This window comes from Aeromonas sp. 84A (assembly GCF_051919345.1).
Taxonomy (GTDB): domain Bacteria; phylum Pseudomonadota; class Gammaproteobacteria; order Enterobacterales; family Aeromonadaceae; genus Aeromonas; species Aeromonas veronii.
Genome location: NZ_JBQBEW010000001.1, coordinates 3,991,018 through 4,007,411 on the forward strand (window position 1 = coordinate 3,991,018; position 16,394 = coordinate 4,007,411).

The following is a 16,394-nucleotide window of genomic DNA, read 5'->3' on the forward strand; positions in this document are numbered from 1 at the left end:
CCTTCGATGGAAATACTGCAATATGATGATTTTCGTACCGAAAAAATAGCAGCCCTTATTAATACCCGAAGCACCTTTGAGATTGTGGGTGTCTCCGGAAACATGGGCAGTACCGTTCGAATTCTTGAGACAACGATAGAATCAGCCGGATTGAAATGCAGGGTATACACCCAAGGGCGTATTGCCGCAGCAGGAGCAACATTTTTAGGTGGCGCAACCGGGGTTGCAGGTATGTTCGCAACCCTTGGTATCGCAGCGCATAACCTGGCTACGTATAACCCTGACTATGAAATAGTGAAACATGTCGTGGATGGTTCCATCAGCGTGCGTTACAAAAAATAACCATCATTCAGACCGTTCTTTTTAAGATGAAGAACGTTGGGGAGTAATAAAAATGAATAAACTTTTAATTTCGTCAGTCACCGCATTGCTGTGTAGCAACGCGTTGGCCTATGGTGAGGCAGGCCAATGGTCGAGTAGAAAAACATTGGATGGCATGGAGTATGCTGCTGTGATTGATGACCAGAATAAGCTCATCATCTCTTGCGATAAAAATGGTAAAGATATCGCTATGTATGCCACGATTGAAGGTGTCCAAGTTGGCACTGATGTATACGATAGAACCTTTGATATAAAAACCAGCGAATCGTATTACTTCACACCTTACGTGATAAATGGAGATAGCAGCATATCGAATTTCTTTAAGTTATGGGATGAAATAAGATCCGGGCATTCTATTATGTTGGACCAACGTGGCCCCGAATTGCCAACAGCAAATGCCAGTCAAGTTTTGCCAGCACGTGACAGCAGTGAATTCATCTGCTTGACGAAAGGGATAAAAAAGAAAAATTATCAGGCGCCCGCCCAAGTTACACATACCAAAGTGGGTAATGAACATCGCTACTCGGTTGTCGCTGACGATAAGCATGCGTTGTACTTCTCTTGTGACAACACCAATAAAATGACCATGCGAGCAATCCTGGATGGTGACAAGTATGACGTTGAAAAGGATTCGTTTTACGTCAGTTTCGGAGACAAGGCTGAACCTGCAAGCGTAATAACCAACAACAAGACGTACCTTGATAAATTTTGGGATGACTTGCGTGAAAATAAAACCCTTTATCTCATCTCTCAACCAGACAATATTACCTACGTGCTGACCCCACAGGGGGGAGCCTCTGCGCTACCTGACAGAACATCTTCAGATTTTACCTGCCTCACGGCTGATACCATCTCACATAAAAAGAATGATGCACTGTTAGCCCAGCAGGGGCCGACAACAGCCTCCACATTTTCGGTCAATGTGCGGCCAATTATCCCCAACAAGGGGTTGCCATCAAAAGTAATAACTGTTTTTTCTCACAGCGACCGGGTGAAGATAACGAAAGCTGTCGTTAACAGAGGCCAGTGTCAAGTAAAGTCAATTTCCCCATTACCTCTAACGTTAGCTTTTGGTAAGGAACTCATGCTTTACACGGGCTATGACTGCAACGTGTTAGAATTGAATTTATCAACTACCAATGGTGATGTGGAATACCAGTTCCAACCACAAAATTAATCTGTACGTTGTGTTTAACAAAAATGAGTGAGGCTTGGAATATGAAATGGTTAATTGTATTGCCTGGTTTGCTTATTTCATCCAGCGTAGCCTTTGCCTATGGCGAGGCCGGACGCTGGAGCAGTGGCTGGGGTCAGGGCACCAACGAATACACGGCGGTGGTCAACGAGCAAAACAACCTCTATATCGCCTGTAATGACACCCGCAAGGTCAGCATGACGGCCACCGTACAGGGCAAGGAGTACGGCTCTTATGCTGGGCAGGCTTTCGCTATCATCGTCGATGGCAGCAAATACGATGCGCCCTATGAGACTGAGTCCCGTGTCGGTGAGAACAATTTCTTCGACATGTGGGGCAAGCTACGCAAGGCCAAGTCGATCCGCATTTTGACGGCTGATGGCAAGCAGCTCGCGCTGCCGACCCAAGAAGTGGCCTCAGTTCTGCCCGCCACTAATACCCCTGAGTTTGACTGCTTGATGTGGGACCAATAGCTCATACCCATTCCCATCCAAGAGGAGGCATTTGCCTCCTCTTTTTATTTCTGCCATTCACTCACCCGTGAAGGAGACGCACTATGCCACCCTACATTCCCCCCGAATGCGAGCCGTTCGATCACCCAGGCTTTTGGCACAAACTCTGGGCCTTCGCCAAACGTGCCGGTCGGCCCTTTATCGAGACCTGCTTGCTGCTCTACTACACCAGCCAGAAGGATGATCTGCCGCTTTGGGCCAAGCTGCTGATCTACAGTGCGCTGGCCTACTTTATCTCGCCCATCGATGCCATCCCGGATGTGTTGCCGATGGGGCTCACCGATGACATCGCGGTACTCAGTGCGGCGCTCGCCAGCATTGCCGCCTTTATTGATGAACAGATCCGTGCCCGTGTGGCCAGAAAAATACGCGAGCTGTTCGGACAAGATTAACCCCCACAAGGAGTACATCATGACTATTCCCTTTTTCCGGGACGGCTTTGCCCTGCCCGTTGACCAAGCATTGCTGGTTCTGCTCGACCAGGAAGTCGCTAAAACCGAGCTCAATCTTGAGTGCTTGACCCAACTGACCTTCAACTTTCGTAACCCCGGCTACAGCGCCGAGCAAGGCGGCGTGCACCCAGTAGAGATCCGCCTGATCCGTGGGCTCGATGGCTGGCTATTCGATTACGTCACCGACTTCAGCTACCAGGGGCTGGGCCAAGATGCTGAGCTCTGCAAGGAGCTCGATTTCAACTTCCTCGATGGGGAACACACCATGTTGGGCTGGGGACAGTTGCGGCTGGCCGAAGCGCAGGAATTATTCGACATCTGGCAGAGCAACTTTATTGCCTACTGCCGGTTGGAATGCTTCAGCGTCACGGTCGCAGCAGATTAGGAGGTCACGATGAGTCAAGAATTAGCGCTCTCTCACTACTCCCGTCAGTGGCTGGGGCGAGTCGCCACCAACGCCAAGCTAACCCCCACCCGCAGTGGTCAGCGCTGGTTGCTGCACCTGACTCCGGATAGCCCACATGCCAGCACAGTCACCCTACAAGTGCGTTGGTCCGGTGTGCAGTGGCAACTGCTCGCCCTCAGCAATGCCGAGGACTGGCACACCATGAGCCAGCCGAGAGATGAAATCTGTATCGACCCCAAGCGTCGCTGTTTCTGGCGTTGCCAAGCTGGGCCCGTGCCGCTCACCGAGCTGCCTCGCGTACTGGCAAGCTTCTTGGCTGACCTGCAGCGTACCTGCATCAATCGTGGCTATCGCGTGGAGAGTGACCCCATCCCCGACATGGAGAGCGAAGATGATTAACGCCGTGATCGCCATCGCGCTGGAGGCTTACCTTGAGCACAATAGTCAGATTGAAGCAGTGCATGACCGAGGCCAGCTGTTGGACGGTTGTGCCCTCTACCTGCGCTATGAAAACGAAAGGGGCCATGCTCTGGCTCAATGGCTGTGCGCGCCCCCCGAGACCTCTGGCGGCCTGAGCACTGCCAGTCAATTCAGCAGTCACACCCCATTTAGTAACCTATTAACCAAACACCTCGCCTACCCTGCTGCGTCCAACTTGGCGGGGCGATGGCGTATGGAGCACCATCATGTTGCACCACAAACTGATCGCCGGGGAGATCTCCGGCATTTATCTCGTCACTGAGTTGATTAACGAAGAGGAGCTGTTGACTATCGCCAACCAGATCGCCCGTCAGAAACTGGCCAAGGGAGAAGCTATTACCGACAAACACTTGGCACAGCATGCACTACAAACCCTGTTGCAGAGCAGAGAGCATGAAGTATTTGCCATGCTGTTCTTGGACAACCAGCATCGGATCTTGGCATATGAGGAGCTGTTTCGCGGTACGCTAAGCAGTGCCTCCGTCTACCCACGGGAAGTAGTTAAACGTGCGTTGGCGCTCAATGCTGCAGCTCTGATGCTGGTGCATAACCACCCCTCCGGCCCCCCGGAACCCAGTAGAGCGGATATCGAGATCACCCAAAGATTGCAAAGCGCCTTGGCACTGGTGGATATCCGCACCCTGGATCATCTAGTTGTGGGCGGCGAAGGCATCGTGTCGCTGGCAGAGAGAGGGGTACTTGCCTAACGAATAAGGGCTCAGCCAAGCTATCCTTCGGCCTTGCTGAACCCTTTTCTTTTTATTTTTTCAGGTGAGGCGCACCAATGATCCTAGATTGGCCCTTTGAATATCCAGATCCTATCTAACCACATCACCGCCTCACATCCATTATTAATCCACGCGCCCGCGGAGGGGCGCGACACTTAACCCCAGTGAGGCGACAAGCCTTGCCCTGTTTCAATCCACGCGCCCGTGGGGGGCGCGACATCACCCCCTTAGCTATGTCCCTATCGTCCCGGTGTTTCAATCCACGCGCCCGCAGGGGGCGCGACCACGCATCGTCGCCACACCAGGCCTGGATCTGGGTGTTTCAATCCACGCGCCCGTGGGGGGCGCGACTAGCGTACCCTTCCAGAATGCCGCACTTGTAGTCGTTTCAATCCACGCGCCAGTGGGGGGCGCGACCGGAACTGGCCCGGCGTTCTGCACTACCAGGTATGTTTCAATCCACGCGCCCGTGGGGGGCACGACATGCGCGAGGAGGTCTATCTGCGGGCCGCTATCACGTTTCAATCCACGCGCCCGCGAGGGGCGCGACAAGGCCGTGAGGCCGCTGCCAAAGAGCTGGCAAAGTTTCAATCCACGCGCCCGTGGGGGCGCGACTCACCACTGCGAGGAGTGCGGCGATCCGATCCCGGTTTCAATCCACGCGCCCGCGGGGGGCGCGACTCACCACTGCGAGGAGTGCGGCGATCCGATCCCGGTTTCAATCCACGCGCCCGCGGGGGGCGCGACAGGCCAAGGGGCCTCGATGTGCTCGCCTCTCGGTGTTTCAATCCACGCGCCCGCGGGGGGCGCGACCCGGTGGGATGCTCGAAACCACGCATTGGGTTATGTTTCAATCCACGCGCTCGCGGGGGTGCGACCTGAATGAGCCTCGCCGAGTCCTGCATCACCTGGTTTCAATCCACGCGCCCGCAGGGGGCGCGACCCGAGTTGGCAACCTTGCCGCCACTTTTTTAGGCGGTTTCAATCCACGCGCCCGCAGGGGGCGCGACTATTGCCGAGCGATACGGTCACCCAATTTATTCAGTTTCAATCGACGCGCCCGTGGGGGGCGCGACGCGTCCCGGTCATGTTGATGGGCGCCCTTTCTGAGTTTCAATCCACGCGCCCGCGGGGGGCGCGACGCCATGCGGTGACAGAGGGGCCGCCGATTTGCTGGTTTCAATCCACGCGCCCGCGGAGGGCGCGACAACGAGGACCGTGACCGATTTCAGGCTCTTGTTGTTTCAATCCACGCGCCCGCGGAGGGCGCGACTCATCCCTTCAATAACCTTTCCCACTTGGGCTGGTTTCAATCCACGCGCCCGCGGGGGGCACGACGTCAAGCCGTCCATCACCATCACCTACAACTGGTTTCAATCCACGCGCCCGTGGGGGGCGCGACGTGCCGTCGAGGCTGCGCTGGGCGTCGTATGAGGTGTTTCAATCCACACACCCGCGGAGGGTGCGACCACCTCGGCAGAGCCCTGTTTCATCTTGGCGTTGTTTCAATCCACGCGCCCGCAGGGGGCGCGACGGCCAAGCAGCGGGCCGTGCTGCTCACCACCAACGAGTTTCAATCCACGCGCCCGCAGGGGGCGCGACAGGGGCGAAAGCCTGCTGCGCGTCGTCGGAATGGTTTCAATCCACGCGCCCGCAGGGGGCGCGACTCCAGCACCTACCTGATCCCGAACAGCTACACCGTTTCAATCCACGCGCCCGCAGGGGGCGCGACCCGCGCCGAGTGGGCGCAGACAGTCCACATCAGTGGTTTCAATCCACGCGCCCGCAGGGGGCGCGACCTGACCCCGGCACAAGTAAAGAACTGGCTGGTAAGTTTCAATCCACGCGCCCGCAGGGGGCGCGACGGCTTCTCTCTGAGGCCGGGTTCGAGGTCAGAGAGTTTCAATCCACGCGCCCGCAGGGGGCGCGACACCACCCCTCACGGTTGGGTGTGGTGGTTCCCCTGGTTTCAATCCACGCGCCCGCAGGGGGCGCGACACAGGCTGCCCCCGGGGTATCCACGGTGCGGCAGTTTCAATCCACGCGCCCGCAGGGGGCGCGACGGGATGGCAACACCTCACCGGTCACCCAGCGCTTGTTTCAATCCACGCGCCCGCAGGGGGCGCGACTAGCGGGGTGCAGCAGGGCGCTGGCCAGCTCCGGGTTTCAATCCACGCGCCCGCAGGGGGCGCGACACCATCCGCATGGTGACCCGACAGTGGGCAAGGTGTTTCAATCCACGCGCCCGCAGGGGGCGCGACCTCAGGGTTAAGGCGGCTGGCAAGATCAGGGATGTTTCAATCCACGCGCCCGCAGGGGGCGCGACCCTTCTGTGACTGCGCATAATTCATGATTACGTTGTTTCAATCCACGCGCCCGCAGGGGGCGCGACATTAGTCTTAACGTGAGACATAAAAGAAGCTTTAGGTTTCAATCCACGCGCCCGCAGGGGGCGCGACGGGAGATCAGCCACTGGCTGTCGATGTCTGGCCGGTTTCAATCCACGCGCCCGCAGGGGGCGCGACTTCGGGTTGCTGACACTGCGCGGCGAGACCATGGCGTTTCAATCCACGCGCCCGCAGGGGGCGCGACTCCTCGACCTGCAGGCCCGCATCGCCGACCTTGAGTTTCAATCCACGCGCCCGCAGGGGGCGCGACCACACCCAACCACCAACAGATGGATCAATGATGGTTTCAATCCACGCGCCCGCAGGGGGCGCGACTGGCGCAATCGCCGCCGCGCCGTTGAGCTAATCGTGTTTCAATCCACGCGCCCGCAGGGGGCGCGACGCGATTGCCGCTGAGCTGGTTGCGCAAGCGAAAGTTTCAATCCACGCGCCCGCAGGGGGCGCGACCCAAGTGCCACAAGCATCTGGATAGCTGGATGGAGTTTCAATCCACGCGCCCGCAGGGGGCGCGACCACTTTGAGACGCAAAAGCGCCAATTCGGCCTTGTTTCAATCCACGCGCCCGCAGGGGGCGCGACATTCCCGATCGTACTCGGCGGCGCTCATATCTGCGTTTCAATCCACGCGCCCGCAGGGGGCGCGACCTGGAGGTCGGCTCATGCAGCGCCCCCTTTGGCGAGTTTCAATCCACGCGCCCGCAGGGGGCGCGACCCCTGACCGATGGTGAGCGACGCCGCGACAAGCTGTTTCAATCCACGCGCCCGCAGGGGGCGCGACGCGCCACACACCCGCAGACGGTGGCGAGCATAAAGTTTCAATCCACGCGCCCGCAGGGGGCGCGACCAGGCGCTAGGCCCAATGCGCTTGCCAGCTTAAGGGTTTCAATCCACGCGCCCGCAGGGGGCGCGACCGCCGAGTGGGCCCGCCGCTGCCAAACACTGTTGTTTCAATCCACGCGCCCGCAGGGGGCGCGACGCCGTCTTGGGGGTCACCATCATCAAACTATGGGTTTCAATCCACGCGCCCGCAGGGGGCGCGACGACGCGCACGCTTGACGGCTGCAAGGCTGGCGAGTTTCAATCCACGCGCCCGCAGGGGGCGCGACCGGGGATTAAGGGGATCATGCTGATTCCTTATTGTTTCAATCCACGCGCCCGCAGGGGGCGCGACTCGCCGATCCGACCGTGGCAATGGCCCCATCTGCGTTTCAATCCACGCGCCCGCAGGGGGCGCGACGTGCTGAGTGTCAGGGTGGTTCTCACTGTGCCAGTGTTTCAATCCACGCGCCCGCAGGGGGCGCGACCGCCTCTTCCATGGCGCCGAGCTGGCGCATGCGGTTTCAATCCACGCGCCCGCAGGGGGCGCGACGCCCGCCATCTGCACCAAACACCAGCCGCACCATGTTTCAATCCACGCGCCCGCAGGGGGCGCGACGGCGGAGCCAACCTCGGCGACTCCGCCCTTTACCGTTTCAATCCACGCGCCCGCAGGGGGCGCGACCACATATCCAGCCCTCCCTCGCAGTAATCGCGCTGTTTCAATCCACGCGCCCGCAGGGGGCGCGACGCAAGATCCTGATGAGTTGCCGCGGTGAGCGCTGGTTTCAATCCACGCGCCCGCAGGGGGCGCGACCGGGAGATGATCTCCCGCTGCCTGCGCGGCGAGCAGTTTCAATCCACGCGCCCGCAGGGGGCGCGACGAAGCCAGGTCAGCACATTTGCGATTATTGCGATGTTTCAATCCACGCGCCCGCAGGGGGCGCGACCGATGCCGCCCGTAAGCGCCGCCAACGTGACCGAGTTTCAATCCACGCGCCCGCAGGGGGCGCGACATAAACACCGTCTGGCTGCCAGTACCGCTGACAGTGTTTCAATCCACGCGCCCGCAGGGGGCGCGACATTTGTCAGCGTCTGGAAGCTGGCGTTTGCAGTGTTTCAATCCACGCGCCCGCAGGGGGCGCGACCACACACAAAGCCTCGAATGATTCCTTTTGTTGGTTTCAATCCACGCGCCCGCAGGGGGCGCGACCTTGAGCGCCTAGGCGATGAGAGTCTTGATTCGGAGTTTCAATCCACGCGCCCGCAGGGGGCGCGACCGTCTTCTTGCAAAGACAGAAACCGCCTATCGGAAAACGGTATTCTGCGCCAACCCATGTCAGTTGGATCACAGATAGACGATCCCGAAAGGCGGCCTTTCAATATATCGCGATTTATCAATTAGTTAAAAAATTGCCAATCTTCCGGATTTTTAATGAGCACTAGCGGTTGGCGTTCAGATAATCAGGTCACTCTTGAAGATATCGAGGGCGGGTTTGGCGCCATGATGCTCCACCTTGCTGCGCCACTCCTTTCCGAGACGATAAAAACGCAGGCTATCGACATCCGGATCATAGGTCTTTAACAGTTGATCCCGAAACCGCACCCACTGATCTGGTTCCACTTCGCATTCAAACACCGAGCACTGTACGCGCACACCATAGTCCAGACAGATTTTTGCCAGACGGCGCAGACGCCGAGGCCCGTCAGGATCTTCCAGAGAAACATCGTAGGTCACCAATATCATCATGGCTGTACTACCTCACCGATGAATATAGGGCGGATATTCCACCAAATCACCGCGCAGATGTTGCGCAAGCAACATTGCCTGCACATGCGGCAGCAGGCCGACGGCTACTTTTTCACCCAAGAACGGATGGGTAACTTCTTCCTGCTTTCTGGCTTGCCAGCTCTGTAACAACAACCGTCGGGTATCCTCTTTCATAGCAACGCCACCCAGCATATCGGTTGTAAAATCACCCACCTTGACCTGCTGACGATTGATCAGGGTCAACACCAATCGATCCACTATCGGCGCCCGAAACTCCTCCAGCAAGTCCAACGCCAAGCTATCCCTTCCCGGCCGTTCTTCGTGCAAGAACCCCACTTGTGGATCCAGACCCACCCCCTGCAGCGCGCCACTGATCTCTTTCGAAAGCACGGAATACATAAATGACAACATGGCATTGACGGGATCCTTGGGGGGACGCCGAGTCCGGCCATCAAAAACGAACCCCGTTTGCGAGTTGATTAGCCGACTGAATACCCCGAAATAATGACGGGCCGCCTCCCCTTCAAAACCCAGGATCCGCTCCGGATCGCTCTGGCTTTTCAACTCGGCCACGATCTGCCGTAACCGATGCGCCGCTGCAGAGACATCCGGATTTGAACCATACGTTCGAAGATGCCGTTGCAGCACTACCCGCGAGGAGTGCACCTTTGCCACGACAATGTTGCGGGCAATATGGTTTTCACGACTATCCACGCAATCCGCGCGGCGAAACTGGGCCCGCCGCAGCAAGACATTCCCGGTTTGTTTGCCCACCACCCGGGCCTGAAAACGGCCGAAGGCATCGTAAAACGCCAGCTGTGTGCCGTTTTCACCACAAAAGCCCATCAACTGCGGCGACACCAGCACATTGCCAAAGCAAAAGATGTTACCCACCGAATGAATGGGTATCTGCAACAATTTTTTGCGTTGCCCCTCGACCGTCTGCTCCACCAGCAGCGTTTCCCGCTCCTTGTGCAGATAGGCGCCATCGCGAGTGATATAGAGGCTGTTTTGCAATTTTTTCACTCGTCGCCCTCCTGCATTGAGAATAGATCCGCTACGTAAGCCACTGAGCGATCCCTTGCCTGATATTCCGGCTGACACCACTCCCACAATGAACAGGCCTGGCAATGCTTGCCCGGCTTCACATGTGGGACCTCACCCGATTTCAGCAATAAGGCGACCTGCGCGATAACTTGATGCGTCCGCTCCCGCAGTACCGCATCCAGCACCACTTCTGTCCGACGCCGTATCTGCCAGTACCAGAGCGCCCCCCGCGGTATGGACTGGCCGGTCATCTCCTCCAGACACAGAGCCTGGGCACACAACTGGATAGCATCGGCATCATGGCTCTTGGGTTTGCCACGCTTGTATTCCACAGGCAGCAGCTCCCCGCTGACCAGATCCTTTTCCAGCAGATCAAGCTTGCCGGTCAGACCAAGACGGAGGGCACTGACCAGTACCCCACGCTCATAACGCACGCCCTTGCGCGTCTCCGGCTCACCCTGATCCACACGCTGATGCAGCAATAGCCCCTGCGCTGTCAGCCAGTTTTCAGCCCAGACTTGACCGTTATGAATCAGGGCACATTGCCTTGGGCAAAACGCATAGTGCTGCAAAGCAGAAAGTGGGATCAGGCGGGGATCGTCCATGCGTTACTCAACAATCCGCAACAACGAAACACCTTGCGGTAAAGCCTCATCGACTACTGTGACCTGGTAATCGGCATAGTTGCGCGCAGGACCTTCACTGACCCGCTCAATATGGATGGTCTCGAACAGCTTGCGTGCCGGGGCATTGCCTAGTTCACAGTCATGTCGGAAGACATAAAGCGCGCAACAACTCATTTCACCGCGAGCGGCCGAATGGTCATGATCAAACATGTTGGCAAGAGACTGCCACAGCAACTCCAGATCCTGCTCGTCAAAACCGGTCTGTTTGGCAAGATGCGCAGAAATATAACCATGACAACGGTACAGGCCATACGGCACGGTATTCTTGCGGCCCATGGTCCGGTTATCTCCTTCCTGCTTGAGCGCCTCGGCTTCTGTTGCCACTGCACAGCGTGTAATGGAGTGCTCCTGAGCGACAATCGGATCGATCGACCGCGCAAAGGTCAGTTGCACCGGTCCACGCACCTGGCCACAGTTGACCCCGGTAGACATCACTGCCCCAAAGGTACGAATGTCATAGAAGTTTTTGCACATCCACTGCCGGGCTTCATCCACCGCATCGCCACCCTTGCGTTTCTTGTCGTTCCCCTTGAGCAGTTCACTCTTGCTAATACCCTCGTAGGCGCGTTCGTGAGTCTTGTTCAGTACTGCCTTTTCCTTGACGTAAATTTCAAACGGCGGCTGTTCTTCTTTTACCAGTCCTACAAAATTACGAACCTTGCGCTTGAGACAAACATCAGTCACTAAGCCCTGTCCGGTTTCCGCATCGACACGTGGCAGGTTACCTGCATCAGGATCACCATTCGGGTTGCCATCCTTAACATCGAACAACAGTACAAATTCATAGCGGTTGGACAGGCTCATGCTTTTTCTCCCTGATTGGTCTCTTTTTTGGCGAATAAATCTTGACGTTGATGGTAATAGCCGATAGCAAATAGCCCCTGTTCTTCCAGACTGAGGTGCGCTGGGAAGTCCGCAATATCAGTCATGATGCTCTGAATGCGCTTTTCGACAACGGTTCGGAAAGCCGGGTTATCTAGTTTTTTCAGATGATGGGTATGCAGGCGCAGCAGGGTGCCAAATACGGCCTTGGGTGTACAACTGGCGCTACTGTAGTAACGATCACGGATGGTGGCATTCAGCCCAGGATTGGCATCGGCTTGCAACTTTTCCAGAACGGCAAACAGCCGTCCCAACAGATAACCGATACGTGACTCTTGCAGATTGAGAGACACAGTCACCTCCTTGCGATGATTGACTCGGAATTGACGATTCAGCCAGGCCTTGATCAGCGCAGCCCGATGATCATTAACCTGACCTTTTTCAGCCTTGAGGCGCACTAGTAGCGCGGTAAAGAGTGCATTGGGTAACGGCCGCCCGGAGAGAATGGCGCGAACCACTTCGCCAGCCAGTTGCGGAGAGAGATTTTCATCCTTACCCAGTGCGGCGACCGAACGCAGCAAGGGCTTAAGTGGCATAACCCCACCATGCCGAGCACCGACAACGGCCAGATCTGTAAACCATTGTCCCAGACATTCGGAAAAACTGGCGACCGTCCCTGCTTGCCAAAAACGGACAGATATTCGCGCAGCATTCGGTGCCAATCCCAGCAGATAGAAGCGCTCATCTCCATCCGGAGCCTGATAGGTTCCGTTATACAGAGAGGCAAAGAGCACCTGCACCGCTCGGATATTTTCATCAGGGTTGTCTTTGGAAACATCACCAAAAATCAATGGCAACAGTGTCTCCAGTTCAGCGCACTTGGCCGCCCAACAGATCACAGAGGTCTCGCCCATCTGCAGGCGATTGGGGCTATTAGTACGCAGCAGATGATTCAGCGCCGTAGTGTATTCAAAGGCGGCCTGCTCCCCGATCGGTGAGTTGGCGCCCTGCTGCTTCCATTTACCCCAGGAGCAGAATGATTCCTGGTTAAAGGAGACAATATTAGCCCCGGAGCTCTGAGCTCCCCATACCCCTTTGATGGCCGGATGCGTTACCGCCAACGCGGTTTTTTTTCCGGATACAAGGCAACGGATCTGCTCGCCATCTCGCTGCCCCAGACACTGTTGATAGGCCGCTACTACTTCAGGACGATTAAAGACAATGCAGGCACCATCCTCAGCCAGCCGAAATGTCAGCAGCGGATTGGTATCCTCAATCACCGGCCACAAGGGATCAACACTCAGCGGTTGCTCCGGCAACTCGTAAAATTTCAGTACCGCTGCAATAGCGGGGTTGTCCGGAATAGTGGAAAAGGTTTCACGGATGGTACGAATAAAGCAGCTCTTTTGCTCCTGTGTTCGCTCCGGTTTACCCTTCTTGTCTACTCCCAGCACATAATCAGCTGGATCCCACAGCACATTGGCCAACACTCCAGATGTCTTTTTGACTCCCTTTGCCAACATAAACTGGCGGGGCAGCGGCTTTTTCCCTCCCAGAGTTCGTGTGTCTTCAAACTGGATGAAGTGGCCATCCTGATTGATGACAATCACAAACGGGATCCCCTTCTCCTCAAAACCGAAGGGCGCAAGGGCGTCATCGGGATCCTGCTGTTTGCGTTGATAGTATTCACATAATGCCTGCAGGATCATCCACACACCTCCTGGCTATCACGGTGCGGTACCGCGATCACGCCCTGCTGCATGGATGCCCGATAGAACAGCGGTGTCGGTGCATCCGACGATGAGTAATCCAGGTCATACAGCATCCAGCCCAGATCCCGATCCTCAACGAGGGCAGGCTTATTCTCTGTGCCCCTCGCATCCACCAGAGAAAAATCACAGACAAACTCGCGGCAACCCAAATAGGGCTGATTGATACACTGCCCACGTTCGGCCCGACGGCGAAACATCTCGGCAAACTTGTTAGGGTTATCGGTCGCACCAGCCTGCGGTGTCATTTCAAAATTCGCATGCAGACGATAATGCACATCCCGCAGCAGCAGCCCAGCCCTCTGCTTCCGATCTTCCTCGACATATAGACCCAGCGCACCCCGGCCTGCTTTCATAACCGAGGTGACATTGCGGGAGGAAATCACACTCCCTACCTCATTGCGACGCAGATTAATCCATCGAATTGGATTAAGGACTTCAATCTTGGTCACCTGCCAACGAATTGCAGGCTTCCACATGATCGACTCGAACACGCTGCGCGCCGCTGACGGGGTAATCACGTCATAACTGACGCGCTCGACTTTCATTTCCGGCCTAGTAAAACAGGCAAAATCGCCACTGACCTCCAGACAAAATCCCATCCGGGTTTCCTCCATTAAATAACTGATGCCTCAGCGGATAACAGCACATCCGGCATTTCAACACCCCATACCGAGTTGTAATGACTTTCCAGCAGCACCATCATGCCGGATTCAAGTTCAATAGCGCCCAGTTGCTGTAGCTTAATAGCCAACGACTCCGGCACCGTAACGGTGTACCGTTGCAGTCTTCGGTAAATCCAGGTCGCCCCCGGCTCTAGCGCCAGCTTCGACAACCACATGAAAGTTGGGCTTTCTTCGGCCCCCGGGCTGCGATAGGGCACAATTAGCGGCACGCCCCGGTTATCGATCAGACGGAATTTCTCGGCAGCCGTTCTAAATTGAATTGCCACCGGTGCGCTTGAGGAGCGTTCCGCCTTTAGCAAACGGCAGATACCATATTTGTCGCGCTCACCCTTTGCATTGAGCAATTCAAAAAAACGGACAAATGATTCCGGCGCCAGCGGGTCCGACAATAGCTCAGCCTTTACCAATTCCAGGGTGCATTGCTCGGCTTGGCGCAGCAGACCAACTGGCGCCGACTGTTGCGGCATAAAGACCCATACCTTGCCAGGCTCTGACAACCTGCCTTCCCGGTTACAACGCCCAGCCGCCTGCGCTATCGCATCCAGCCCGGCCATGGCCCGGAACACAACAGGAAAGTCCAGATCAACACCGGCCTCAATCAACTGGGTACTAACAACGCGCAGTGGTCGTCGCCCCCCCGCCTGCCGGGCAGCGAGCCGGTTGCGGATTTCACCAATTACTGCTGAGCGATGCTCAGCACACATATGCGCAGAAAGATGTAGATTGTTGCCATCATCAGGTAGGCAGGTATACAACTCACGGGCATGGCGACGGGTATTGACGATGCAAAGGACGACCTCTTCAGCAATAACCTTATTGGCAATTTGTTCCCAACTGGTCGGCTCGGTCGCGATCTGGATATCGACACGCTTCAGTTGTCGGGCCAGATGTTCGGGCTCAGACATCATTTCGCGTACATCACGCAATCCCCCCAATAACAGCCGACCAAACAGATCCCGACTTTCTGCCAATACCGGTTGAGTCGCCGTACACAGCACCCAGCTCACACCAAAAAAATCTGTCAGTTGCTGCATGGAACGGGTGATCGGTTCGTGGAAATCCCGGGGCAACTGCTGTGCTTCATCCAAAATAATGATGCTGTCGGCCAGATTATGCAGTTTGCGGCAGCGACTGGGGCGTGATGCATGCAATGATTCAAACAGCTGCACATTGGTGGTTACAATAATTGGCGCATCCCAGTTTTCGGTAGCCAGACGGGCATGAGCCTCCTCTTGTCCATCCAGATTGCTGTGATGCTCCAGAACCGCATCATCACCCAGTACGCGCCGAAATACAGCCGCGTTCTGCTCTATGATGCTGGTAAAGGGAATGGCATAAATAATTCGCTTTTTGCCATGACGGAGCGCATGTTCCAAGGCAAACCCCAGGCTAGCCAGCGTCTTGCCCCCCCCGTTGGCACCGTCAGACTGAACATACCCGGTGCCAACTCAGCCGCAGCCAAAGCCTGTTGCAGAATGACATTACGCAATGATTGCAGGGGCGAGGCCGAGGCGTTCATTTGCAGCGTGGCCATAAAATCTTGATAACGCTGTTGTAGTTCTGTAACTGCGGGATAGTGACCACGCTGCGCATATTGCGCTGGCGACATATAGCGTTCGGTATCCAGAAAATCTGCATCGACGAGACATGAAAACAGCATGCGCAGCCATATGGAAACCGAACCCGGATTGAGTCTGGGCATATTCAGTACTGCATCATGACTACCCAGAATTTCATCTGGGATGCTGGCTGCTAATGCCTCGGCATATTCTGTCCTGCCTGAAACCAGACGCGCGGACAAAGCACTCGCTCCTTCATACCAATCCGGCAAGCCGGCATGGTGCCCAGCGATGAGATAAGCCAACAGGTGGCCCACTCCCGGCCCCAGCTTTTCAATCGCATGAATAGCGCCTCCCATAGAATGCGGCACCCGCCCGAACTGTTGCTCCATGTGGGCATTTTCGGCCTCATAACCAGACTTTGACCGCAGATAACTTTGCCAATTTTCACTGTATTTGCCGAGATCATGCCAGCGACCAGCTAATTCAGCCCAGCCAGCCCCAAAGGAGTGGGCAAACGACGCGGCCATTTTTGCGACATGTATTAAATGCTCATCAAGCAGATGAGGTTCAGCCCATGTTCCATCATCATTAATCCTGACGTGGGCAATATCGGTGCTTTTTGTTGGCACTTTTCCTCCGCATCCCGAATTTCCGTTCACATATCAGCTGAGCAC

Annotated in this window: 15 protein-coding genes and 2 CRISPR repeat arrays; of the genes, 7 read left to right on the plus strand and 8 right to left on the minus strand. The window is 56.3% G+C overall.

Features of this window, described 5'->3' with window-relative positions:
* The first annotated feature begins 6 nt into the window (after positions 1–6).
* From ACTG20_RS18010 to radC, 7 genes are all read left to right on the plus strand, one after another.
* Positions 7–342 carry a hypothetical protein gene (locus ACTG20_RS18010; protein ID WP_101531667.1) on the plus strand — a complete coding sequence of 112 codons (336 nt, stop codon included), beginning with the start codon at positions 7–9 and terminating at the stop codon, positions 340–342.
* A gap of 52 nt (positions 343–394) precedes the next feature.
* Entirely contained in the window at positions 395–1,558 is a 1,164-nt protein-coding gene (locus ACTG20_RS18015; RefSeq protein WP_224968551.1) for a hypothetical protein, read from the plus strand.
* A 41-nt stretch (positions 1,559–1,599) separates the two neighbouring features.
* Positions 1,600–2,049 (plus strand): hypothetical protein, encoded by a 450-nt coding sequence (locus tag ACTG20_RS18020; protein WP_224968553.1) that lies wholly within the window; start codon positions 1,600–1,602, stop codon positions 2,047–2,049.
* 83 nt (positions 2,050–2,132) lie between these two features.
* A complete protein-coding gene (locus ACTG20_RS18025; RefSeq protein WP_224968555.1) occupies positions 2,133–2,480 on the plus strand; it encodes a YkvA family protein in 348 nt (115 codons plus the stop codon).
* A gap of 19 nt (positions 2,481–2,499) precedes the next feature.
* Positions 2,500–2,925 carry a DUF2787 domain-containing protein gene (locus ACTG20_RS18030; protein WP_224968557.1) on the plus strand — a complete coding sequence of 142 codons (426 nt, stop codon included), beginning with the start codon at positions 2,500–2,502 and terminating at the stop codon, positions 2,923–2,925.
* 9 nt (positions 2,926–2,934) lie between these two features.
* Positions 2,935–3,345: a hypothetical protein gene (locus tag ACTG20_RS18035; protein ID WP_111896871.1), complete on the plus strand. Its 411-nt coding sequence runs from the start codon at positions 2,935–2,937 to the stop codon at positions 3,343–3,345.
* Between the two features lie 287 nt (positions 3,346–3,632).
* Positions 3,633–4,133, plus strand: coding sequence for a RadC family protein (gene radC, locus ACTG20_RS18040; protein ID WP_224968559.1), 501 nt, complete (start codon positions 3,633–3,635; stop codon positions 4,131–4,133).
* Between the two features lie 273 nt (positions 4,134–4,406).
* Positions 4,407–4,705: a CRISPR direct-repeat array (repeat unit 32 nt; unit sequence GTTTCAATCCACGCGCCCGCAGGGGGCGCGAC).
* Positions 4,706–5,065: 360 nt separating this feature from the next.
* A CRISPR array of direct repeats spans positions 5,066–8,657; the repeat unit is 32 nt; unit sequence GTTTCAATCCACGCGCCCGCAGGGGGCGCGAC.
* A 176-nt stretch (positions 8,658–8,833) separates the two neighbouring features.
* On the opposite strand, the gene cas2 is transcribed toward radC, so the two are convergent.
* From cas2 to ACTG20_RS18080, 8 genes are read right to left on the minus strand one after another with little or no spacing between them, the layout of a single operon-like run.
* Positions 8,834–9,127 carry a CRISPR-associated endonuclease Cas2 gene (gene cas2 / locus ACTG20_RS18045; RefSeq protein ID WP_439987320.1) on the minus strand — a complete coding sequence of 98 codons (294 nt, stop codon included), beginning with the start codon at positions 9,125–9,127 and terminating at the stop codon, positions 8,834–8,836.
* A gap of 12 nt (positions 9,128–9,139) precedes the next feature.
* Positions 9,140–10,174, minus strand: coding sequence for a type I-C CRISPR-associated endonuclease Cas1c (cas1c, locus tag ACTG20_RS18050; RefSeq protein WP_047435405.1), 1,035 nt, complete (start codon positions 10,172–10,174; stop codon positions 9,140–9,142).
* Positions 10,171–10,800: a CRISPR-associated protein Cas4 gene (gene cas4 / locus ACTG20_RS18055; protein ID WP_047435403.1), complete on the minus strand. Its 630-nt coding sequence runs from the start codon at positions 10,798–10,800 to the stop codon at positions 10,171–10,173. Before cas4 ends, cas1c begins: the two co-directional genes overlap by 4 nt.
* A gap of 3 nt (positions 10,801–10,803) precedes the next feature.
* Entirely contained in the window at positions 10,804–11,685 is an 882-nt protein-coding gene (gene cas7c, locus ACTG20_RS18060) for a type I-C CRISPR-associated protein Cas7/Csd2 (RefSeq protein ID WP_047435401.1), read from the minus strand.
* Complete coding sequence (cas8c, locus tag ACTG20_RS18065; protein WP_047435397.1) at positions 11,682–13,412, minus strand: type I-C CRISPR-associated protein Cas8c/Csd1; 1,731 nt, start codon at positions 13,410–13,412, stop codon at positions 11,682–11,684. The genes cas7c and cas8c overlap by 4 nt, the downstream gene beginning before the upstream one ends.
* Complete coding sequence (gene cas5c / locus ACTG20_RS18070; protein ID WP_047435395.1) at positions 13,409–14,074, minus strand: type I-C CRISPR-associated protein Cas5c; 666 nt, start codon at positions 14,072–14,074, stop codon at positions 13,409–13,411. The genes cas8c and cas5c overlap by 4 nt, the downstream gene beginning before the upstream one ends.
* Before the next feature lie 14 nt (positions 14,075–14,088).
* A complete protein-coding gene (locus ACTG20_RS18075) occupies positions 14,089–15,534 on the minus strand; it encodes a CRISPR-associated helicase/endonuclease Cas3 (RefSeq protein WP_440008057.1) in 1,446 nt (481 codons plus the stop codon).
* Positions 15,468–16,349, minus strand: coding sequence for a CRISPR-associated endonuclease Cas3'' (locus tag ACTG20_RS18080; protein WP_440008059.1), 882 nt, complete (start codon positions 16,347–16,349; stop codon positions 15,468–15,470). Before ACTG20_RS18080 ends, ACTG20_RS18075 begins: the two co-directional genes overlap by 67 nt.
* Between the last annotated feature and the right edge of the window lie 45 nt (positions 16,350–16,394).